The sequence below is a fragment of the Exiguobacterium sp. s5 genome, from assembly GCF_018618075.1.
Lineage (GTDB): Bacteria > Bacillota > Bacilli > Exiguobacteriales > Exiguobacteriaceae > Exiguobacterium > Exiguobacterium mexicanum_A.
On sequence record NZ_JACSLK010000002.1, the window covers coordinates 577,334 to 596,937 of the forward strand.

A 19,604-nucleotide genomic window follows, 5' to 3' on the forward strand; every position below is an offset into this window, starting at 1 on the left:
ATAAATCTTTAACGTTCTTCCGCGAGCGCTTTGATCTGTTCATGGACGCTCTTGATGCAGTCCGGCATGCCGATCCCGTCGTAGGCGATGCCCGCGAGCAGGATGCCCGGATAGACGCGGCCCATCTCGGCGCGTAGCGCGCGGACCCGGTCGGAATGGAAGACGGCGTATGGCGGCAGCCCGTCCCGGAGCCGGCTGACGACCGTCTCGAGCGGGGCTGCTTTAATCGTCATCAAGCCGCCAAGGTCCCGAAGTGCGGTCGTCACAATCTCGTCATCAGACGCATCGACGATGTCATCGGCGCCCGGTCGTCCGAGAAAGACTCGTAGCACGTGATACCCTTCCGGCACGGCGTGCGGCCATTTTTGGTCGATGAACGTGCACGCGGTGATCGTCACGTCCGCCTCCTGGCTCGTGACGAAACCTGTCCCGACGAACGGCAGCTCGATATCGTCTTGTTTAAACACGAGCGAGCACGTCGCCGTCGCGTGCGGCTTCATGTCCGCGAGGAAATCGCTGTCGACTTTCGGCAAGAACTGACGGATGAGCCGGGGCGGGACCGTCAAGATGAGATGATCGGACTCGATATCGCCACGGTTCGTCAATAGTCGATAGCCGCCCTCAATCTCCTCAACTTGTTCGACCGAACAGTTCAACACGACCTCGGTCCGCTCTAGCCGTTCGGCTAGACGGTCGGTAAGCGACTTCAACCCTCGTTTGAGTGAAGCGAACTGTCCGACTTTCTTCGCCCCGACTTCAGCGACCCGCTGCTCGGGACGAAGGTGACGCATTCCCTCATACAAGTTGCCGTATTTCTTCTCGCCTTCGATAAATTGCGGGAACGTCGACAACGCACTCATCTGATCGATATCTCCCGCATAAATCCCGGAAAGAAGCGGCTCGATCAACCGGTCGACGATCGGGTCCCCGACGCGCTCGCGTAAATAAAGCCCGAGCGAGACGTCCGTCTTCGGCGCTTCGACGTCCGGGGGCGACAACAGCATCTTCCGAAGCGTGGCGTGTTCTTCCTCGGACAAGAGTGTCGTATCCTTGAACGCATCGACGTCGAGCGGAATGCCCATGACCGTCTGCTTCGGAATCGGATGTAATCCGTCATGATGGAGCACGTACGCTTGGCCGACGCCGTTCCGGACGATCTCATCGCCGAGCCCGACCTCATGAATCAAGTCGGTCATCGCCGTTTTCCGGAACACATACGAATCCGGCCCTCGTTCGACCGCAAATTCCCCGGTCTCGAACGTATCGATTTTTCCACCTAAACGGCCGCTCGCTTCGACGAGCTTGATGGTGACGTCTTCCGGCAAATAACGCTCGGCATAAAAAGCGGCGGTGAGACCTGTGATCCCACCACCGACAATCGTTACATTACGCATGATGTACAATCACGCTTTCCATTCGATCGGCGATGGCTTCAATGAAGCTACGCTCCGCGTTTGGCATGTTTGGACGTGCATAGTGGACGCCTAGGCGGTCACAAACGACTTTACATTCCACGTCGTTATCGAAGAGCACCTCGAGATGATCCGCGACGAATCCGACCGGCGTATAGACGAACGCCTCATAACCATGCTTTTCATAAAGTTCAGCCGTCAAATCTTGGACGTCCGGTCCGATCCACGGGTCAGGCGTGTTGCCCTCTGACTGCCAACCGACCTCATAGTTCGGTACGCCCGCCGCTTGGGCGATTTTATCCGCCGTCTCTTTCAATTGATCCGGATACGGGTCGCCGCCTGCCAAAATCTTCTCTGGGAGACTGTGTGCCGAGACGATCAAGCATGCCTTCTCGGCCGGCACCGGCAAGTTCGCAAACGTCGCCTTGATTGCTTCCGACCACCAGTTGATGAATTTCGGCTCATCGTACCACGATTCGACCGAACGAATCTCGATGCCGTATTTCGCGGCTTCTTCATGCGCCCGCCCGTTGTACGACTTGACGCTGTATGACGAGTAGTGCGGAGCCAATACGACCGACACCGCTTCTTTGATACCGTCGTTCGCCATTTGCGCGACCGCATCTTCTACGAACGGTTCGATGTGCTTGAGCCCGATGTAGAGCTTGAAGTCGATCTCACCGGCGTGGCGCTCGTTCAAGATGTCACGGAGCGTCTCCGCTTGGTCGATGGTAATCTTCGCGAGCGGTGACACGCCTCCGATGGCCTCATAGCGCTCCGTCAAGTCTTGGAGTGCTTCCGGTGATGGTTTACGGCCATAGCGGATGTGTGTGTAGTAACGCTCGATATCTTCAGGTTTGTATGGTGTCCCATAAGCCATTACGAGTAATCCGACGGTTTTCATAATGATTTGCCTCCCATTTTTTCACGTGAGTAGTCATGGATAAATGCTGTCAATTTGACGAGAACGGACGGATCGACTTCCGGGAACACCCCATGTCCCAAGTTGAAGACGTATCCAGGTTGTTTCATCCCCTCGTCGAGGATTTCTTTCACTTTCGCTTCGATGACCGGCCACGGGGCCAGCAAGAATGACGGGTCAAGGTTACCTTGGACCGCTTTCGTGATGCCTCGGTCGCGCGCTTCTTGAATCGATAGGCGCCAGTCGAGTCCGACGACGTCGAGCGGCTGGTCTTGCCACTCTTCGACGAGATGGCTCGCTCCGACACCGTGCATGATGAGCGGGATGTCGAGCTTGCGCAACTCGGTGAAGATTCGTTCTGTCGTCGGTTTGATATAACGGACATAATCCTTACGGCTGAGCGTCCCGACCCATGAGTCGAACAATTGGAACGCCTGGATCCCGGCTTCTGCTTGTGCCGTCGCATATGTGATGACCATGTCGCCCAGTTTCTCCATGAGCGCGTTCCACACGTCCGGCTCGGCGTACATGAGTGCTTTCGTTCGGTGGTAGCTCTTCGAAGGACCACCTTCAATCATGTAGCTCGCGAGCGTGAACGGTGCGCCCGAGAATCCGATGAGCGGGACTTCCAAACGTTCCCGAAGCAAACGGATCGTCTCGAACACGTACGAGATGTCTTCCGGATTGAGCGGTTTCAAACGCTCCACATCTTCCATCGTCCGGTATGGGTTATCAATGACCGGACCGATGCCGCTCTTGATTTCCACATCGACGCCCATCGACGGGAGTGGCGTCATGATGTCTTTATACAGAATGGCCGCGTCGACTCCAAGTTGTTTCACCGGGAGCTCTGTCACGTAGGCACACAGCTCGGCATCATGCGTGATCTCGAATAGTGTCCTCGTTTTTTTGATCTCACGATATTCTGGTTGGTAGCGTCCGGCTTGGCGCATGTACCAGACGGGCACATAGTCTGTCGCCTCTCCTCGAAACGCCTTCAAAATAGTATCGTTCATACGTCGCGTCATTCCCCTCTATAATTCTCCTACACTCTTCTTCTATAGGTATGTGAACTCAAAAACATTATACAGAAATTAATTAGAATAATGCTAATGTGAAGCATTTTCATTGTGTTTTCTTTGTGTCATTTCTTTGTCGGATACGTGCGGAAGGCTGAATTGAGCTGACCTCGAATCAAATCGTCACGCTGTTTCGACGACAGACGCTTCTCACGCTCTTTGATGTCTTGAATTCGCCAGCCATCCTCAAGTTTCGACGCTACATCGACCAATCGCTCGACGTCATGGAAGGAATATTTACGTGACCCACCTTTTGTCCGATCCGGAAAGACGAGCCCTTTCGCTTCATAATAACGGACTTGTCGCTCCGAAAGTCCTGTCAGCTCAGTGATGACGCCCATCCCGATTACTTTCTTCGACTTATAGTCCATCGCTCGTCCTCCTCCTTCATAAAAAAACTATGTCAGATAATCTGACAAATTGCAATCCAAGTCGAATTTTTCGTCTTACACTGAAAACAACTTTTGAATCATCAATCGCAAAAAGGAGGAATCGCAACATGGAAGACATCTTATATTATATGGACACGCTGTTCGTACTCATCGCTGCACTGCTCGTCTTAACGATGCAACTTGGTTTTGGCTTGCTCGAGACGGGGACGCTCCGGGCTAAAAACGCCGGGCACGTCGCAGTCAAACAAATCATCAGCCTCTCTGTGGCGGCACTCGCCTTTTGGGCTGTCGGCTTCGGCCTCTCCTTCGGGGATGGGACCCGCTGGTTCGGGACGGAAGGATTCTTCATGAACGGATCGTTCACGAGCCTTGATTGGGCCAACGTCTCGATCGACATCAAATTCTTGTTCCAGTTGTCGTTCGTCGCTGTCGCACTCGCCATCGCTTGGGGCGGTTTCGCGGAGCGGGCCAAACTTTCCGCGTACGTCTTGTTCGGTATCTTCTTCGTCGCCATCCTCTATCCGATCGTCGCCCGCTCCGTATGGGCCGGTGGACTCCTCGGCTCGATGGGGATGCAAGACTTCGCCGGTTCGGCCGTCGTCCACCTTCAAGGCGGAATGGCCGCCCTCATGGCCACCATCATCTTGAAACCACGTCGTAAAACCGAATCACTCGCCGGTCACAACCACGTCTTGACGGTCGTCGGTGGACTCGTGCTCTGGCTCTGCTGGTTCGGATTCAATGCCGGGTCGACGATGTCGGTCGCAGATGGATTCTTCGGTTACGTCGCTCTTACGACGATGCTCGCCACGGCTGCCGGTGCCCTCGGCGCCCTCGCCATCGTCATGATGCATAAGAAGACAGCGGACATCCCGACGATCGTCAACGGTGTGCTCGGGGCGCTCGTCGCGATCACTGCTGCCTGTGCCTTCGTCGAACCATGGGCCGCCGTCGTCATCGGTGCCGTCGCTTCGATCGCCACATACGGCACGAGCATCCTCATGGCAAAATATGTCGATGACCCGCTCTGTGCTTTCTCGGTACACGGGGTCGCCGGAATCATCGGGACGCTCGCACTCGGATTCTTCGCATCGCCTCGTTTGGTCGAGATCACGGGCATCGGTTCGGCCGGCCTCTTCTACGGCGGCGGCTTGGGTCAACTCGGTGTTCAAGCACTCGGCGTCTTGATTGCAATGGTCATCGCTGGTGGCGGTAGCTACGCCTTCTTGAAATTGCTCGACGTCACAATCGGTCTTCGCGTCACGGAAGAACAAGAAGATATCGGCCTCGATATCGCTGAACACGGTGTATCGGCATATGGCGAAGTCGAGCCAGAAGCAGAGACACCAGCACGCCTCCCGAAAATTCTCGGGTCAAGTGTATCGGTCATGTCACCGAAGAAATAACGACAACAGTCAGGGACACCCAAAGCGGGTGTCCCTGTTTCATGTCAGTCGGCTCAAATAGTACCGGACGACCATATATGCGAGCACGAGACCGACGAGTGTATCCCACGTCGCCCCGAACATGAGCGAAGCCGCGCCAAGGGCGAGCATTTGCGCGAACAACAGCCGTGTCGCCCACCATTTATAGGCGACGAGCCGCTCGGCACGTGTGATCGGCAACCACGACGCCATCGACACCGTGTCGAGTCGTTTAAACAACGGGACGAGTTGCAAGGCAGTCAACCCGACGAAAAGCGGGACGACCAACCCAACGTACCACCCGCCCGAGAGCCACATGACGACGAGCGCGACGGCGGAAAGACGCAACACGAGATCGAGCGAATCGTTCGAGCGCATGACCCGGAGGCCATAGACGTACCGTGCCGCATCGGCCCGTTTCAAGACCGAGTGCTCGAGCAGGTTCACGATGAGCGGTCGTTCCCGCACATCTTCCCGCATCGCCGGGACATCGACGAACCAACTGACGACCCGGTTGAACTGGGCTTTGCTCTTCTCTTCAAGCAAGAGCCAATCGAACAGCGGGATGCGTCGATTTCGTCGCACGTGGAGCAAGATGAATGGGATGAGCGCCGGCACCGGTGTCAACATCGGCACACCAAACAGGATGAGAAAGCCGCTCGCGAGCGCGCTCGGCAAGACGACATATTTGACCCCCTCCAACTTGGCGAGCCGCCCCGCCACCGAGATCAGGACACTCGTCGCGATGATGGCCCCGACTTCGACCGAGGTGAGCGCTTGCGTCCGGACGAGCAACGGCAACACGACGAGCATGATGAGGACGGCACGGACGGCAGCGAAGACGACGTTGAATAGTCGAACGCCGTTCATGAACGTTTGCATCTCACCGAGTCGCGGCAATAAGAAGACTTGGTCCGCTTCTTGAATCAATGTGCGGGGGCGATGCCCGAGCGGCAGAAGCAACCAGAGGAGCGCCACAATCCATTCACTCGGGAATGCCGGGTCCAAGTCCGTCAAGAACTGGTTGTAAACGAACGCTCCGTAAATGAGCGTGAAATAAAGTGTGAACAACAAACCGCCGTTCGCCACGTACCGGCTGTATTTCACGACGTCCTCCACCCAGACGCCAAATCGTTGTTTGAACACGTTCATTGCTTCCGCTCCTCGGCATCAATCGCCTCGACATAAATGTCATCGAGCGTGGCGTCCGGACGAAGACCATATGTCTCGCGCAACTGCGCCGCCGTACCGGTCGCGATGACCGACCCCTGGTGCAAGAAAACGAAGCGGTCGCAGTGACGTTCCGCCGTCTCCAAGATGTGGGTCGACATCAAGATGGCGCAATCTTCCTTATACTCATCAAACAATCGCAGCAGTTGGCGGATCGCGAGCGGGTCGAGCCCGACGAACGGTTCATCGACGATGAGGAGCGGCGTCTTTGTCACGAGTGCACAGAGGATCATCGCTTTTTGCCGCATCCCTTTTGAAAAAACGGACGGAAACCAGTCCAATTGCTTCTCCATCCGCATATCTCGGGCCAATCTTTCGGTCCGGATTTTCAGGTCGGCCGCATCGATGTCATACGCTTTCCCGATTAACGTCAAATGTTCACGCAACGTCAACGTGTCGTATAAAATAGGGGTCTCGGGTATATAACTTATTTTCTTACGATAGTTATTTTCCGAAGAAGCGAGTGTCTCACTATCGACTTCGACCGATCCCGAAATCGGATCAAGCAATCCTAAAATATGTTTGATCGTCGTCGATTTCCCGGCGCCGTTTAGCCCTATGAGCCCGACGAGCTCACCTTTTTTCACTTCAAACGAAACATCGTGTAACACTTGTTTACCTATATAACCGCCGTTCAACTGGTCGACGTGCAACATGAAAACTCCACCCCTCATTTTCAACTTTTTTTTGTGATATATGTTTTAAAAGCTGTCACATGGGAATAATCTGAACTGTAAGGCATTTTAAAACTTATTCATTACTTCCATTGTTCCATAAAATTGTTAGGAAGAACAATGGACAAAACAGAAAGGAGAATGTTTTTATGGGTTGGATTATCACTTTAATCGTCGGGGGTATTATCGGTTGGTTAGCAGGTCTTATTTTAGGTAAGGATGTACCAGGTGGCGTCATCGGGAACATCATTGCCGGTATCATCGGTGCTTGGCTCGGTGGCCTCATCTTCGGAGACTTCGGTCCTGCAGTTGGCGGCATCGCGATTATCCCAGCACTTCTCGGTGCGATTATCTTGATCTTGATCGTATCGTTCGTTATGAAGTCAATGAACAAAAAGCGCTAATCCAGTGCTAGAAAAACGGGACCCTCGCCGAGGGTCCCGTTTTTTGTCATGTGAGGATGAGATAGAGGGCCTCATCCCGCTCGATGAATCGTTTCTCGCTCTCCAAACGCAAAAACGTGAAAATCGACTCGAGCAGCGTCCGGTCGTAGCGCCATTCGACACCGAGGTCCGTTTCGACTCGCTCGTTCGGTTCACCTAAAAGCGCAATGAGGTCATCCGGCCGCTTCTGTAAATCGATGTCGATGCGTCCGACGCGCCCGTCAACAAACCGCAGCTCCATCCCCTCATAGCGCCAGGCGTCCCCTCGCTCCATCGGTTCACCAATCTCGTCGAGGACGGTTTGTTCACGTTTGTTCATCAGCCCTTCGATCGTCTCAATCGAGTGACCTGTCTGAGCTTCGACTTCGATTTCAATCAACTCGGCCCGATCAAGATCGAACTGCCCGGCGACGGTCTCAGCTTGTTCCGGCAACAAGGCAAACGCCAAGTCATCGTCTCCTGTCAGCGTCACGACCTCAGTCTCGGTCACCGTCGACCCATCGATGACAGCGACGGCTTTCACGTCATAACGACCCGGCATACGCTCGAGTGCCACCTCACCGCCCCCCTCATCAATTCGACCGACTTGTGCACCGTCCACCCACACGTTCGTCAACGGTACGTCCGATGTCACAACGAGCGTCTTCGGCAACAATTCAATCCGATAGTCCGAGAAACCAAACCGTCCTGCCCCCGTATCGACGAGCCGGAACAACCCATCCGTCTCCATACCTTGCTCCCGGTCGGCGCGGTCCTGCGCTACTTCCGAGATGGCCTCGCCCCGAATCGTCTTCTCTTCATTCAACCAGCCCATGAAGCGGAGCGCCTCGGCTCGTGTCAGCGGTTCTGATTCATACTCGACGTTCTCCTGGAAGAAGCTGACGTCCTCGTTCAACAGCGCCTCTTTGAACCGGACATGAATCTTGTCATTGGCTGCCGCCGGTTGATATCCCCAGCGATAGACGGCCCCGGCAATCAGCCCGAGCACGATTGTCGCAAGGAGGACATAATAGATTCGCCTCCGCCGTACCGTTTTTTTCGATCGTACATACGCCATCCGTTTACTTCCTCTCTTGATTGCTGTTGTTTCTAGTCTAAGACGATTCATCCTCCCGGACAATCATTCTTCCGCCTGAATTTCCATGTTATGATGAAGTGGAATAGTCATTTACGAATGGAGGAACCCACATGCACACTGAAGCCAACTGTATTTTTTGTAAAATCGTCCAGAACGAGATTCCTTCTTATAAGGTATACGAGGACGACGCCGTCGTCGCGTTCCTCGATATCTCGCAGGTCACGAAAGGCCATACGCTCGTCATCCCAAAACATCACGCCCGAAACATTTATGAACTGCCAGCCGATGTCGCCCGGGACGTCTTCCAAGCCGTGCCTTCTATCGCAAACGCCATCCAGCGCGAGACGGGCGCGATCGGCATGAACATCCTATCGAACGCCGAAGCAATCGCCGGACAAACGGTTTACCATTTCCATATGCATCTGTTGCCACGCTATGGCGAGACAGATGGATTTGACGCAAAATGGGAGACGCACCAAGACGATTACTCCACTGAAGACATGCAAGCCATCGCTGCCGGCATCAAAGCGAAGCTATGAAAAAATGGACCGCCGCTCCTGGAGCGACCGGTCCATTGTCTTATGTGCCCTTATGACGAATTGATCGAATCGAGATGACGTTTCCGCTCTTCCTCGATTTGGGCCCGTTCGACTTGTAATTTAATCGCTTGCTCGTACAACTGTTGCCGCGATTTGACAGATTCCGCTTGTTCGAATTCTTTTCTTAACAAATTTAGACGGGCGTCTATTTCAACGAGTCGCTTTTCAAGCAAAGTTTGTTTACGCGTCTGTTCATTCTGTTCCGACGCTTCATATCCCGCCTCGAGTGCTTCCATTATTGTCTGTGCCCAAGGGTCATCTCCCAGTCGCTTGGCCGCGTTATACAGGTCTAGCATGTCATCAACCCAACGCTTTTGCATGTTCACTGGAGGTCACCTTCCTTTACCCATAGTTTAAAATAAAATGATTTTTCGGTCAAAATTGAATGTTCTGAAAAATTTTATTTAAGATATAGGTTTTTAATCACTCTTTTTTGGTAAAATAATATGAAAAGAATGTATTGTAGCATCAGTGTGCTTGAGGAGGGGAATGTATTGTCGAGTCACAATCGTCGAGAGTGGGTTGCATTTGGCTTCGTCGTAGCGTTTTTAGGGGTTGCGACCGTGAAGAAAATCGCCCGTGGAACGGCAAATGACGCCGCGGCCAATCAACACCGGGCGTCCACAATCACTACGTTGAAAGAACAATTCCAAAAAGTTGCCAAGGACGCGTCGCAAGTGGCCGCGGCCGGTAAATTGCAAGGGAAAGAATTGACGGATCAAGTGAAAGCCGAAGTCGAACGTTATCAACAAGACATTCAGCCTTCAATCGAGCGGATCCAAGGAAACCTAGACGAGCTTTCGAACGTACAGTCAGACATGACCGAAGCGAAAGCGGAAAAGACCAACTGACCGGTCTGTTGTCATCGCCCGTCGTTTTAGTCACATTGTATCCGGAAAGGATGGATCGACATGGAACATGAAAAAGAATTCACTGGCCCTGAGGCCATGCTCTATAGTCATAAAATCATTCAACTTAGTAAGGCATTGTGGAAGACGGTCGAGAAAGACTGGCAGAATTGGATCAAGCCGTTCGATTTGAACATTAACGAACACCATATTTTATGGATCGCTCACGCCCTCGGCGGCGCCTCGATCTCAGAGATCGCCAAATATGGGGTCATGCACGTATCGACGGCGTTCAACTTCTCGAAGAAACTCGAAGACCGCGGTTTGCTCACGTTCTCGAAAAAGGAGACGGACAAACGAAATACGTACGTCCAATTGACGCCTGAAGGTGAAGCGCTCTTGCTCGAGACGATTCATGCGTTCGATCCGGAAGAGAACGGCGTCTTCCGCGCCTCCCTCCCGCTCCAAGAATTGTACGGGAAATTCCCGGACTTGACGGACATCACAGCGATCGTTCGCCGCTTGTATGGCGACAACTTCATGGACATCTTCGCTGAAACATCGAAGATGATCACAGAAGAAGCCGGACGTCGCCCTGAGGACGACGAGATCAGTAAAGAAGCTTGACCTGCCGATACAGCGGTTCCGTGACGTCTAGCGCCATTCCTTGGCGCACGCACGCCTCGAGAATCGTCTCGGCCTCTAAATGAGGATGAAGCATGCCGACGAAATGAACGAGCAAAGGCTCTACGGACGACAGACCGTAGCGCGCTTGCTCGTTTTGTCGTTCTCGGATATCATCAAGCAGCGCGAAAAACGCGACGACTTCTTGCCGTGTCAGATTCGCCTTGAGCACCTCATGTTCAAAGGGCCGCTCCGACCAATCGACCGCCCCGAGCAACAGTTCCATTTGAAACGATAATTGATTGATTTTCTCTTCTAACGACACGTTCTCCACCCCATCATTTCACATTCTATTTCATCATTATACGACACGTTTCTGTGCTATGATACTACACAGGCAAGAGAACAGCTGTTATCATTAACAAAATGTGGTATAGTCGGATTTAGAAACTTATAGATTTTTAGGGGTGGAATATATGTCAAACGGAATGACGAACGAACCGAACAAACAAAACAAGAAGTTTTCAACAGGCGCCCTCGTCGGCGCATCAGCGATTGCACTTCTCATCGGTGTCGGCGGCACATATGCGGCGACAAACGGCGGATCTTCGGACAACTCAGCAGTTGTTTCCTTTGAAGGCGGCGAAGTGACACGCGGCGAGATCGCGGACATGAGCTACGACCGTATGGTCCCACAACTAGCTTTCCAAGAAACGATGAACGAGTTGCTTGAAAAAGAATACGGCGACAAAGTCGAACAAGACAAAGTTGACGAAGAGTTCAGCAAGACTGAAGAGCAGTTCAACTCGAAAGAAGAGTTCGAGCAAGCGATTCAACAAGCTGGCATGACTGACACGGACGAGTTCAAAGAAGCGCTCCGCGGACAAATGCTCGTCGATGCAGCGAAGTCAGAACTCGTCGAAGTGACGGACGAAGACATCGAGGCACAATTCGCGAAAGAGAACGTCGAAGTCAAAGCGAGCCACATCCTCGTTGAGACAGAAGAAGAAGCCCAAGCGATCATCAAAGAATTGAACGATGGCGCTGACTTCGCAGACGTCGCGAAAGAGAAATCGACAGACACAGGTTCTGGTGAAAAAGGTGGCGACCTCGGTTACTTCTCAGCCGGCGCCATGGTCCCAGAGTTTGAAGAATACGCGTTCCAAGAAGACGTGGTCGGCAAAGTATCTGAGCCGGTCCAATCACAATTCGGTTTCCACGTCATCAAAGTCATGGATCGTAAAGAAAAAGATCTTAAACTCGAAGACGAGAAAGATCGCATCCGTGAAGAATTGGCAACTGAAAAAGCAGCCTCTGTCGACGCGAACAAGATCTACGCCGAGTTGATCGAGAAATATAACGTCGACGTGAAAGATGCGAAAGCTTCAACACAGTTCGACGCTGTGAAAGACGCCATCAAAGCGTCAGAAGAAGGTACAGAAGAAGCACCGGCCGAAGAATCGACCGAGCAATAAGCAAAAGACGTCCCGCGGGACGTCTTTTTTGTATGCCTTCATAGCTTCGGTTTATAAAACGCACGGTTATCGAGTGCCATGACCCGCTCAGTGAACGCTCCGGGTTCGATCCCCTCGAACGCCTTCTCGAACATGTTCATCCGGGCATCGATGTTGTCGATGAAGAACAACATCTCAGCTTCCGGGAGCTGTGGCGCGTTCGCCGATCCCCACTCCGGTTTCCCGTGATGACTGAGGACGAGATGTTGGAGCAACGTCACGACTTCGCGTTCGGTCCCGAGTTCTCGGGCCACGACCTCGATTTCAGACGCCATGAGCGACAAGTGGCCGAGCAGTTTGCCTTCAAGCGTATACTCCGGCGTGATCGCATCCGACAACTCGATTACTTTCGCCAAGTCGTGGAGCACGACACCTGAGACGAGCAAATCACGATTCAATTGCGGGTACAGGTCACACATCGTTTCAGCGAGTTTCAGCATCGACAAGACATGGAACGCAAGGCCCGAATAGACCGCATGGTGGTGTCGCACCGCAGCCGGATACGTGAAGTAAGCCTCTTCGTTCCGGTCGACGAGCGCAGTCACGAGCTCACGCATGCCCGCGTGTCCGATCGCATCGATATAGCCGCGGATCCCCGTCTCGAGTTCCGACTTCGGTACAGGTGCCGAACGGACGTATGGCGCGATGTCCGTCTCCCCTTCGATGATGGAGATTTGTTTGAGCTTCAGTTGGGTCCGCCCGCGGTAATCCATCACTTCTCCGGAAGCGTGGACGATTTTCTTCGTCGCATATTTATCCGTGTCGGCGCTATCCCATACTTTCGTCTCAATCTCTCCGCTCTCATCGCAAAGAATGAGCGTCAAATATGGTTTGCCATTTCCGGCGAGTCCTCGATAGGATTGTTTGATCATGACATATTGGTTTAACGTGTCGCCCACTTTGAGCTGACCGATTTTAGTAGTCGTCAAAAAAAGCACCTCTCTTCTTGTCAGTACCTTCATCTTAACGAAAGTTCACGTGAGATGCCAACTTTCTTAGGAAAGCGGGAATACTTGAGGGAGAAGGAAATTGGGGGAATGGAAGATGAGTTGGAAATGGTATACACGACCCGAAGAAATCGTACAGGTCGACAATCATTATGAAGAAGCGTACACGTATTGGCTCGAGCAGTTGACGACGGCGAAAGTCACAAAAATCATTGTCGAGCAAGACTATATGTATGGCTCGCTCACGCTCGACTATGAACAGCTCGAGCGTGAACCGCAAAAGATCGGGCACTACTTCGTGACCCGGGATTTCTTATGGACGATCGGGTTTGATGACGTCTATTGCCAGTCAGTGGCGGCCAAGCAATACGATACCCCGATCGAGGCGTTCTATGATTTGCTCGCTGAAAAGATGGACTATTACTTTCATGGCATCGATGAATATGAAGAACGGTTGATGGTCGCCCAGCGCGAGATGAGCGGGCAAGTGCCGCCCCAGTTCATGAATGAGATTTTCGGGCTCCGTAGCGAAATCGAACGATGGTCCGATACCGTCGTCCCGTACCGCGAACTGCTCATGGCCGGGCGCGAGGCGTTTCTCGACATGGACTTAAACGAATTGAAAGCGTATCGTCTCGCCAAATATCGCGTCAATCGGCTCCTGACGTTGATCGAACATTACCAAGAAGACGTCATCGCGATGACCGATTTGGCCGCGACGTTGTCAAACTTCCGTGGCAACGAGATCATGAAGGCGCTCACCGTTTTCACGGCCTTGACGACGCCCGTCGTCGCGTTCGGTGCGGTCTGGGGCATGAACTTCAAACAAATGCCCGAGCTCGAGTGGCCGCTCGGCTATTTGTTCGCCTGGCTTATGATCATCGGCTTCACGGTTTTGATTTATTTCTGGTTGAAGCAAAAAAATTGGATTGGGTCGCTCCTGCAATTCCCGAATCAAATCCGTAGCCAAGAGAAGTTAGATAAACAGCGCAGCAAACGAAATAAGCAAAACTAGCAAAAAACGAACAAAAGTTCGGTATACTGAAAGGAGCAGATGATACAGAAAGGTGATGTTCATGGAACGATTGATCATCCATGTCGATATGGACGCGTTTTACGCCTCGGTCGAACAACGCGACCGCCCTGACTTACGCGATAAACCGGTCATCGTCGGTGGCGCCCCTCACAGCCGTGGGGTGGTCGCCACTTGTTCGTATGAGGCGCGAAAATACGGCGTGCACAGCGCCATGTCGTCACGGCGGGCGTTCGCGCTCTGTCCTCAGGCGACGTTTGTCAAACCGCGCTTTCACGTCTATCGGCACGTCAGCCAACAGGTGATGGCCATTTTCAAATCGATTACGCCGCTCGTCGAACCGCTCTCGCTCGACGAGGCGTACTTGGACGTGACAGAAAACACGCTCATGAGCACGTCGGGCCCTTATATCGCGCGCTACATCCTCGGGGAAATCAAACGGCGGACCGGACTGACCGCTTCGGCCGGGGTCGCCCCGTCGAAGTTCGTCGCCAAGATCGCCTCAGGATTCAACAAACCGAACGGACTGACGGTCGTCGAGGCGGCTGACGTCGAGACGTTCCTCGCCCCGCTCCCGATCACGACGATGCACGGGGTCGGCAAAGTGACCGCCCAGACGTTGTTCAAGCACGACTACCATACGATCGCCGATTTGCAGGGCACCCGCCCCGAGCAGTTGAAGGCCATCTTCGGCCACGACCGGGGAAATCAGTTATATGAGCTTGCCCACGGCCGGGACAGCCGCCCCGTCGTGCCGACGCGGGAACGAAAATCGATCGGCTCCGAGACGACGTTCGCGTTTGACCTCGATGACCCGGAAGAAGTGTATGAACGTGTCGTCCCGGAAATCGAAGACGTACTCCATCAGCTCGACCGCCGCGAGCTCAGCTGTCAGACGGTGACGATCAAAATTAAGACGAGCGAGTTCCAAGCCCGGAGCCATCAAATCAAACTGAACCACCCGACGCACGACCATGATGAGATTAAACGGCTCGCCCGCCGTCTGTTTGACGAGATGGCGATCACCGAACCGGTCCGCTTGATCGGGATGACGGTCTCAGAGTTGATTCCGCGTACCGAAACGGCCCGTCAGCTCACGTTCGAGGAGCTGACGAAACCTTCGCTTGAAGAATGAATGACCATTCAGTACAATGGAAGCAAAGGGGGCGAACGGATGGAACAGTATACGATCACAGCGTTCGAGAACGACGGCACGGTCGTCTTGAACGATTCATTTACCGCGGCAAGCGATGACGAGGCGAAAACGAAAGGCCTCGCGATGCTCGAGGAAGCCGGGCATCTCCATAAAGGGGCCCGCATCGCACGTCGCGGCCAACTCATCTACTTCGAGCGCTGTAAACTGCCAGGAAAACTGAAAGGCACGGCCTCATAACAGAAGCGCCTCGGGAATCCCGAGGCGCTTGTTCATTCGCTATATTTGGCTTCCCACTCGCTGCGCCACTCCATGTAATCGGGATGCAGCTCTTCCGCCGTCTTCCCATCGAGTGAATAGCTCGCTCCGGTAAGCGGCTCGGCCGAATCCGGATACGACGTCCCGCCGATGACCTCGCCGTCCACCATCATGACCGAGACGTTCGTCTGGCCGAGTTCTGCGACTTCATCGAGCGGATGGTTGCGGACGATGAAGTTCTCATGTCGAATGTCACGTCCAATATAGTCATCCGGCGGCGTCATCTGGACTTGCCACGTACTTTGCGTTGGCAACTCAAGCAGATCTGCCTTTTCAAAGCTCGACATTCTATTCCCTTTATAAGAGACGACGTCATAGCCTTGCTCCTCTAAGTACGCCTTGGCCACTTTGGCGTCCGCCCCGAGCGTCGGTGCCGGCTGTTCGCTCTCATTCGAGCAGGCCGCAAGCAAGAACACAGCCAAAATCATCCCAACTCGTTTCCACATCATCTCTCACCTCACCGTTTAGCATTTTTTTACACATTCGGCAGAGCAAACAACATTTCCTTCAAAACGGGAAGATGAACAAAATCGTGAAGATGGCGATGACCGCCGTCACGACCTGAAGCGGCAAGCCGACTTTGACAAAATCGAAGAAGCGATAGCCGCCGATGCCGAACACCATCGCGTTCGTCGGTGACCCGAATGGTGTCATGAACGCGAGCGAGGCCGCGATGGCGACGGCGACGACGAGCGGGACGGGACTGACTTGGAGTGCCGAGGCGAGCGACAGTGCGAGCGGAGCGAATAAGACGGCCGTCGCCGTGTTCGAGATGATTTGACTCAGCACCATCGTCGCGACGAAGAGCGCAACGAGCACCCAGACCGGACCAGCCTGCCCGAACGACTCACTGATCCATGTGACGAGCCACGCCATGATCCCAGCATTGTCGAGCGCTTGGCCGACCGGGATCATCGCTGCGATCAAAAGAAGCGAGGACCATTGAATCGATTGATACGCGACGTCCATTTGGCGGACGGCTCCGGTGAGCACCATGGCAAGCGCCGCGAGCCATACCGCTACCGTCGGGTCGACCCACTCGAACACGAGGAGCGTGACCATTCCGAGCATGATCAATCCCGCTGCTAGTTGATGACGTTCGGATACGGCCCGATTAGCCACGTCGGTCACGTGCTCATTGGCAAGCAAGAGGTGCGTCTCGTTTCCGACCCGCTCTAAGTCGGCCCACTCCCCTTGGGCGACAAGCATGTCGCCTCGTTCGAGCGGCACATCTTTCAATCGGGTGATGGCGATTTCCTCGTTCGGGCGTACGACTTGAAGCACGTTCAATCGATACTCATTGCGCAACCGGCTTTCGGACAAACAGCGGCCGACGAGCGGGCTGTCGGTCGGAATCGTGAAAACGGCGACGCCCGACTCTTTGCCGTACACATCTTTGACGTTAACCGGCTCGACGACCAATCCTTCTTGTCGGGCGATGCGGTGGACATCCGTCTCATCGCCACTGACGAGGACACGCCCTTCCGTAAGCACTGTGTCGGCTCGGGCCGTGATAAACCGATGGACCACTCCTTTTCGGTGTTCGCCGACGACGACCAGGCCGTCTCGTGACCACTTGACGTCACTAAGCGTCTGACCGACGAGGCGGTGTCCTTTCGTGATGGACAGCGCGTAGACGGCTACTTGCGGTATCATCAACGGATGGGCCGCCGACGAACGAACATCCCCCGCCCCGAGCAGACGGTTCCCAATGACATAGAAATATAACAGTCCGACCACAGCCACGACGAGACCAATCGGCAAGAGCGCAAAAAATCCAAGCGCTCCCCCCGCGCCTCGGAGCGTCTCCGCGGCGACTAGGTTCGGTGGCGTTCCGATAAGTGTCATCGTCCCACCGATGCTTGAGAAAAAGGCGAGCGGCATGAGCAATTTCGCCGGGCTCGTCCCCATCTGCCTTGACATGGCGAGCACGACCGGAATCAACAAAGCGACCGTTCCCGTGTTCGACATTAGGCTCGACAAAAACGTCACGGTGACCATGAGGACGAGAAAGAGACGTACTTCACTCCCTTTCGCGTACGGGATGAGAGCGGCCCCTAACCGTTCGGCGAGGCCGGTGTGAAACAACCCGGCACCGACAATGAACAGTCCGGCGATCATGAGCACGACCGAATTCGAAAAACCGGCCATCGCTTCGACCGGTGTCAGTTGATTTGTCAAAACGAGCAAGAGGAGACCAATCAGCGCGACCAAGTCGGCCCGGAGCCAACCTCCGATAAAACCGATGATCATGACGGCTAAAATCACCAAGGTGACCATGACGTCCACCCTTTCTTGTGAAATGACCTACAAATAGAGTATACCACGCTTCATGTAAGCGCTATCATGAATTGGGTGACAATCTAGGCAACAAAAAAGCGGATGGCTCGATTGCCATCCGCTTCACTGTTATTGAACTTCGTTATCATTCACCATCGGAGCGTAGAGCTCTTCAAGTGGCTTCATGATAATTTTCGTCACTTCTGTGACCAGTTGATGCATGCGTTGCTCTTCTTGCATGAGCTCCATGATCAATTCGTTTTGTTGAACGCCCATCATTTTTGTCTGCGCATCCATCATCTCTTGTTCAGAGATTTCTTCGCCTTGCATTTGCTTCTGTTGAAGCGTCATTTGGATATCACGGAAGTCAGCGAATAACTGGTTCGCTTCTGCATCCGCATTGACACGGTCGTATAGTGAAGAGAGATTTGTGAACTCCTCAGAATCGCGAAGTGCTTTTTCCAATTGGTAAGCATGATCGTACAAGTTTGATTGTGACATGTGACGTCCTCCTAAAAACTATTAGGGCGTGCCGATCAAACGATGGCAATCAACCCTTGAATCAATCCAATCATACCACCTAATAAGGCGCCAAGCCATGTTATTGCCCGGAACTCTCGTTTTGAGATCGAAAGGACGATCTCTTCGAGGTACGAGGTATCGAGCGAGCTCACTTGCTCTTGAACGATTTGATCGATTTTCAGGCGATCCATGACCGTCTCCATTTGATCCGTGAAGCGCGTGATGACGAGCCTCACGCCGTTCGGCACGAGTTCTTCGACGACACGGTCTTCGACGTCCCGCGTATAGGAGTGGACGGTCCGATCGAGCAGTTCCCCAACCGGGAGACGCGAGACGACTTCCGTCGTCACACCGTCAATCAACCGTTCCTCTAATCGGTCGTCGAGCAGTGTATCGACCGAGCGTTCACTGAACCGCTCGAATTCGCGCGTGATCATCGTCGCCATGCCAGACCGAGTCGAGCCACCTCGCAAGATATTGATAATCTCCGGACGAATCATTTCGACGAAATTCAAGTTTTGAACGAACCCGGCGATGAAACCGAGCCGACGTTGGACGAACGAGTCGACCATGTGCCGAAGTTGCGCCTCGCCTTCAGCCGAATAAAAGTATTCTTCTGACTTGACGAGCAGGGCGTCCACGATTTCGGGGATGATGCCGCGGACACGGTCCATCCCGTCTTCACCGAGAAGCTCATATAGTTGACGCGACTTCACATCCGCAAGGACGAGTCGGAGCTCTTGCCGGAGCTTCGTATCCGCTTCTCCCAACACACGTGTCTCCGCATCGGGATAGAGCGGTTCGATGAGCGAACGAATCGTCTTGTCTGAACGAAGCATCGTCCGAACCTCACCTTGCACGAAGTGGGTAATATGACTACCGACTTGTTCATCGAGCAGGCGCTTACGCATCCCTTCAGGCGTCAACAAGTGCTTGACGACCGTCTTCCCGAGGCTCGTTGCCAATTCGTCGCGACGTTTCGGGATCAACCCCGGGGTGAACGGAACTCTCATCTTCCCGATGTATTTAGGATGATGGGGCCGAAACAACATTTTGATAGCGAGAAAGTTCGTGACTCCCCCGATTGTCGCCCCGATGGCGATCATGATGAA

At 53.7% G+C, this 19,604-nt stretch carries 23 protein-coding genes; 9 read left to right on the top strand and 14 right to left on the bottom strand.

The genetic code is table 11. The features are described 5' to 3' along the window. Window positions 1-8: 8 nt before the first annotated feature. The 4 genes from hemG to KNP60_RS07020 all read right to left on the bottom strand — a co-directional run bounded on the left by hemG (window position 9) and on the right by KNP60_RS07020 (window position 3,784). Complete coding sequence (hemG, locus tag KNP60_RS07005; RefSeq protein ID WP_214797186.1) at window positions 9-1,394, bottom strand: protoporphyrinogen oxidase; 1,386 nt, start codon at window positions 1,392-1,394, stop codon at window positions 9-11. Next, complete coding sequence (gene hemH / locus KNP60_RS07010; protein WP_214797187.1) at window positions 1,387-2,316, bottom strand: ferrochelatase; 930 nt, start codon at window positions 2,314-2,316, stop codon at window positions 1,387-1,389. The genes hemG and hemH overlap by 8 nt, the downstream gene beginning before the upstream one ends. Further along, a complete protein-coding gene (hemE, locus tag KNP60_RS07015) occupies window positions 2,313-3,362 on the bottom strand; it encodes a uroporphyrinogen decarboxylase (RefSeq protein WP_034776536.1) in 1,050 nt (349 codons plus the stop codon). The genes hemH and hemE overlap by 4 nt, the downstream gene beginning before the upstream one ends. A 116-nt stretch (window positions 3,363-3,478) precedes the next feature. Then, window positions 3,479-3,784, bottom strand: a complete 306-nt coding sequence (locus KNP60_RS07020; RefSeq protein ID WP_034776533.1) for a MerR family transcriptional regulator — start codon at window positions 3,782-3,784, stop codon at window positions 3,479-3,481. 128 nt (window positions 3,785-3,912) lie between these two features. Here KNP60_RS07020 and KNP60_RS07025 point away from each other — a divergent pair, with 128 nt between their 5' ends. Then, window positions 3,913-5,211, top strand: a complete 1,299-nt coding sequence (locus KNP60_RS07025) for an ammonium transporter (RefSeq protein WP_214797188.1) — start codon at window positions 3,913-3,915, stop codon at window positions 5,209-5,211. A 39-nt stretch (window positions 5,212-5,250) separates the two neighbouring features. On the opposite strand, the gene KNP60_RS07030 is transcribed toward KNP60_RS07025, so the two are convergent. After that, window positions 5,251-6,381 (bottom strand): ABC transporter permease, encoded by a 1,131-nt coding sequence (locus KNP60_RS07030; RefSeq protein WP_214797189.1) that lies wholly within the window; start codon window positions 6,379-6,381, stop codon window positions 5,251-5,253. Continuing rightward, window positions 6,378-7,115 (bottom strand): ABC transporter ATP-binding protein, encoded by a 738-nt coding sequence (locus tag KNP60_RS07035; protein ID WP_214712558.1) that lies wholly within the window; start codon window positions 7,113-7,115, stop codon window positions 6,378-6,380. The genes KNP60_RS07030 and KNP60_RS07035 overlap by 4 nt, the downstream gene beginning before the upstream one ends. 167 nt (window positions 7,116-7,282) lie before the next feature. Between KNP60_RS07035 and KNP60_RS07040 the strand changes: the two genes are divergently transcribed. After that, complete coding sequence (locus tag KNP60_RS07040; RefSeq protein ID WP_034776523.1) at window positions 7,283-7,537, top strand: GlsB/YeaQ/YmgE family stress response membrane protein; 255 nt, start codon at window positions 7,283-7,285, stop codon at window positions 7,535-7,537. Window positions 7,538-7,583: 46 nt separating this feature from the next. Here the strand turns inward: KNP60_RS07040 and KNP60_RS07045 are convergent, their stop codons facing one another. Beyond that, window positions 7,584-8,633, bottom strand: a complete 1,050-nt coding sequence (locus tag KNP60_RS07045) for a hypothetical protein (protein WP_214797190.1) — start codon at window positions 8,631-8,633, stop codon at window positions 7,584-7,586. 131 nt (window positions 8,634-8,764) lie between these two features. Here KNP60_RS07045 and KNP60_RS07050 point away from each other — a divergent pair, with 131 nt between their 5' ends. After that, window positions 8,765-9,193, top strand: a complete 429-nt coding sequence (locus KNP60_RS07050; RefSeq protein ID WP_034776521.1) for an HIT family protein — start codon at window positions 8,765-8,767, stop codon at window positions 9,191-9,193. Window positions 9,194-9,243: 50 nt separating this feature from the next. On the opposite strand, the gene KNP60_RS07055 is transcribed toward KNP60_RS07050, so the two are convergent. Further along, the gene (locus KNP60_RS07055) at window positions 9,244-9,573 is read right to left on the bottom strand and encodes a hypothetical protein (protein WP_232938993.1); all 330 of its coding nucleotides are present in this window, start codon (window positions 9,571-9,573) and stop codon (window positions 9,244-9,246) included. Window positions 9,574-9,747: 174 nt separating this feature from the next. On the opposite strand from KNP60_RS07055, the gene KNP60_RS07060 reads away from it, so the two are divergent. Both KNP60_RS07060 and KNP60_RS07065 read left to right on the top strand, forming a co-directional pair. Then, on the top strand, window positions 9,748-10,104 hold the full coding sequence (locus KNP60_RS07060) for a hypothetical protein (RefSeq protein ID WP_235420126.1): 357 nt from the start codon (window positions 9,748-9,750) through the stop codon (window positions 10,102-10,104). Between the two features lie 60 nt (window positions 10,105-10,164). Then, window positions 10,165-10,728 (top strand): HTH-type transcriptional regulator Hpr, encoded by a 564-nt coding sequence (locus KNP60_RS07065; RefSeq protein WP_021066715.1) that lies wholly within the window; start codon window positions 10,165-10,167, stop codon window positions 10,726-10,728. On the opposite strand, the gene KNP60_RS07070 is transcribed toward KNP60_RS07065, so the two are convergent. Continuing rightward, window positions 10,712-11,050 (bottom strand): DUF1878 family protein, encoded by a 339-nt coding sequence (locus KNP60_RS07070; RefSeq protein ID WP_235420124.1) that lies wholly within the window; start codon window positions 11,048-11,050, stop codon window positions 10,712-10,714. The genes KNP60_RS07065 and KNP60_RS07070 overlap by 17 nt on opposite strands. A gap of 151 nt (window positions 11,051-11,201) precedes the next feature. Here KNP60_RS07070 and KNP60_RS07075 point away from each other — a divergent pair, with 151 nt between their 5' ends. After that, window positions 11,202-12,200, top strand: coding sequence for a peptidylprolyl isomerase (locus tag KNP60_RS07075; protein WP_034776518.1), 999 nt, complete (start codon window positions 11,202-11,204; stop codon window positions 12,198-12,200). Window positions 12,201-12,238: 38 nt separating this feature from the next. Here KNP60_RS07075 and KNP60_RS07080 read toward each other — a convergent pair whose 3' ends face one another. After that, entirely contained in the window at window positions 12,239-13,111 is an 873-nt protein-coding gene (locus tag KNP60_RS07080) for an HD domain-containing protein (RefSeq protein WP_233004917.1), read from the bottom strand. 172 nt (window positions 13,112-13,283) lie between these two features. Between KNP60_RS07080 and KNP60_RS07085 the strand changes: the two genes are divergently transcribed. The 3 genes from KNP60_RS07085 to KNP60_RS07095 all read left to right on the top strand — a co-directional run bounded on the left by KNP60_RS07085 (window position 13,284) and on the right by KNP60_RS07095 (window position 15,612). After that, window positions 13,284-14,201 carry a magnesium transporter CorA family protein gene (locus KNP60_RS07085; RefSeq protein WP_052090080.1) on the top strand — a complete coding sequence of 306 codons (918 nt, stop codon included), beginning with the start codon at window positions 13,284-13,286 and terminating at the stop codon, window positions 14,199-14,201. Window positions 14,202-14,262: 61 nt separating this feature from the next. Continuing rightward, window positions 14,263-15,354 carry a DNA polymerase IV gene (dinB, locus tag KNP60_RS07090; protein WP_235420122.1) on the top strand — a complete coding sequence of 364 codons (1,092 nt, stop codon included), beginning with the start codon at window positions 14,263-14,265 and terminating at the stop codon, window positions 15,352-15,354. Between the two features lie 39 nt (window positions 15,355-15,393). Next, window positions 15,394-15,612, top strand: coding sequence for a YhzD family protein (locus KNP60_RS07095; protein ID WP_034776515.1), 219 nt, complete (start codon window positions 15,394-15,396; stop codon window positions 15,610-15,612). Window positions 15,613-15,644: 32 nt separating this feature from the next. On the opposite strand, the gene KNP60_RS07100 is transcribed toward KNP60_RS07095, so the two are convergent. The 4 genes from KNP60_RS07100 to KNP60_RS07115 form a co-directional block, all read right to left on the bottom strand. Next, a complete protein-coding gene (locus tag KNP60_RS07100; RefSeq protein WP_052090078.1) occupies window positions 15,645-16,136 on the bottom strand; it encodes a hypothetical protein in 492 nt (163 codons plus the stop codon). A gap of 61 nt (window positions 16,137-16,197) precedes the next feature. Then, entirely contained in the window at window positions 16,198-17,970 is a 1,773-nt protein-coding gene (locus KNP60_RS07105) for an SLC13 family permease (protein ID WP_034776514.1), read from the bottom strand. Window positions 17,971-18,099: 129 nt separating this feature from the next. Next, complete coding sequence (locus KNP60_RS07110; protein ID WP_034776512.1) at window positions 18,100-18,471, bottom strand: YlbF/YmcA family competence regulator; 372 nt, start codon at window positions 18,469-18,471, stop codon at window positions 18,100-18,102. A gap of 35 nt (window positions 18,472-18,506) precedes the next feature. Further along, on the bottom strand, window positions 18,507-19,598 hold the full coding sequence (locus tag KNP60_RS07115; protein WP_214797209.1) for a DUF445 domain-containing protein: 1,092 nt from the start codon (window positions 19,596-19,598) through the stop codon (window positions 18,507-18,509). Window positions 19,599-19,604 lie beyond the last annotated feature (6 nt).

Bases quoted from the DNA above. Each gene is read 5' to 3' on its own strand.
- hemG (WP_214797186.1), bottom strand. From the start codon at position 1,394: ATGCGTAATGTAACGATTGTCGGTGGTGGGATCACAGGTCTCACCGCC.
- hemH (WP_214797187.1), bottom strand. From the start codon at position 2,316: ATGAAAACCGTCGGATTACTCGTAATGGCTTATGGGACACCATACAAA.
- hemE (WP_034776536.1), bottom strand. From the start codon at position 3,362: ATGACGCGACGTATGAACGATACTATTTTGAAGGCGTTTCGAGGAGAG.
- KNP60_RS07020 (WP_034776533.1), bottom strand. From the start codon at position 3,784: ATGGACTATAAGTCGAAGAAAGTAATCGGGATGGGCGTCATCACTGAG.
- KNP60_RS07025 (WP_214797188.1), top strand. From the start codon at position 3,913: ATGGAAGACATCTTATATTATATGGACACGCTGTTCGTACTCATCGCT.
- KNP60_RS07030 (WP_214797189.1), bottom strand. From the start codon at position 6,381: ATGAACGTGTTCAAACAACGATTTGGCGTCTGGGTGGAGGACGTCGTG.
- KNP60_RS07035 (WP_214712558.1), bottom strand. From the start codon at position 7,115: ATGTTGCACGTCGACCAGTTGAACGGCGGTTATATAGGTAAACAAGTG.
- KNP60_RS07040 (WP_034776523.1), top strand. From the start codon at position 7,283: ATGGGTTGGATTATCACTTTAATCGTCGGGGGTATTATCGGTTGGTTA.
- KNP60_RS07045 (WP_214797190.1), bottom strand. From the start codon at position 8,633: ATGGCGTATGTACGATCGAAAAAAACGGTACGGCGGAGGCGAATCTAT.
- KNP60_RS07050 (WP_034776521.1), top strand. From the start codon at position 8,765: ATGCACACTGAAGCCAACTGTATTTTTTGTAAAATCGTCCAGAACGAG.
- KNP60_RS07055 (WP_232938993.1), bottom strand. From the start codon at position 9,573: ATGCAAAAGCGTTGGGTTGATGACATGCTAGACCTGTATAACGCGGCC.
- KNP60_RS07065 (WP_021066715.1), top strand. From the start codon at position 10,165: ATGGAACATGAAAAAGAATTCACTGGCCCTGAGGCCATGCTCTATAGT.
- KNP60_RS07075 (WP_034776518.1), top strand. From the start codon at position 11,202: ATGTCAAACGGAATGACGAACGAACCGAACAAACAAAACAAGAAGTTT.
- KNP60_RS07080 (WP_233004917.1), bottom strand. From the start codon at position 13,111: ATGATCAAACAATCCTATCGAGGACTCGCCGGAAATGGCAAACCATAT.
- KNP60_RS07085 (WP_052090080.1), top strand. From the start codon at position 13,284: ATGAGTTGGAAATGGTATACACGACCCGAAGAAATCGTACAGGTCGAC.
- dinB (WP_235420122.1), top strand. From the start codon at position 14,263: ATGGAACGATTGATCATCCATGTCGATATGGACGCGTTTTACGCCTCG.
- KNP60_RS07095 (WP_034776515.1), top strand. From the start codon at position 15,394: ATGGAACAGTATACGATCACAGCGTTCGAGAACGACGGCACGGTCGTC.
- KNP60_RS07100 (WP_052090078.1), bottom strand. From the start codon at position 16,136: ATGTGGAAACGAGTTGGGATGATTTTGGCTGTGTTCTTGCTTGCGGCC.
- KNP60_RS07105 (WP_034776514.1), bottom strand. From the start codon at position 17,970: ATGGTCACCTTGGTGATTTTAGCCGTCATGATCATCGGTTTTATCGGA.
- KNP60_RS07110 (WP_034776512.1), bottom strand. From the start codon at position 18,471: ATGTCACAATCAAACTTGTACGATCATGCTTACCAATTGGAAAAAGCA.
- KNP60_RS07115 (WP_214797209.1), bottom strand. From the start codon at position 19,598: ATGATCGCCATCGGGGCGACAATCGGGGGAGTCACGAACTTTCTCGCT.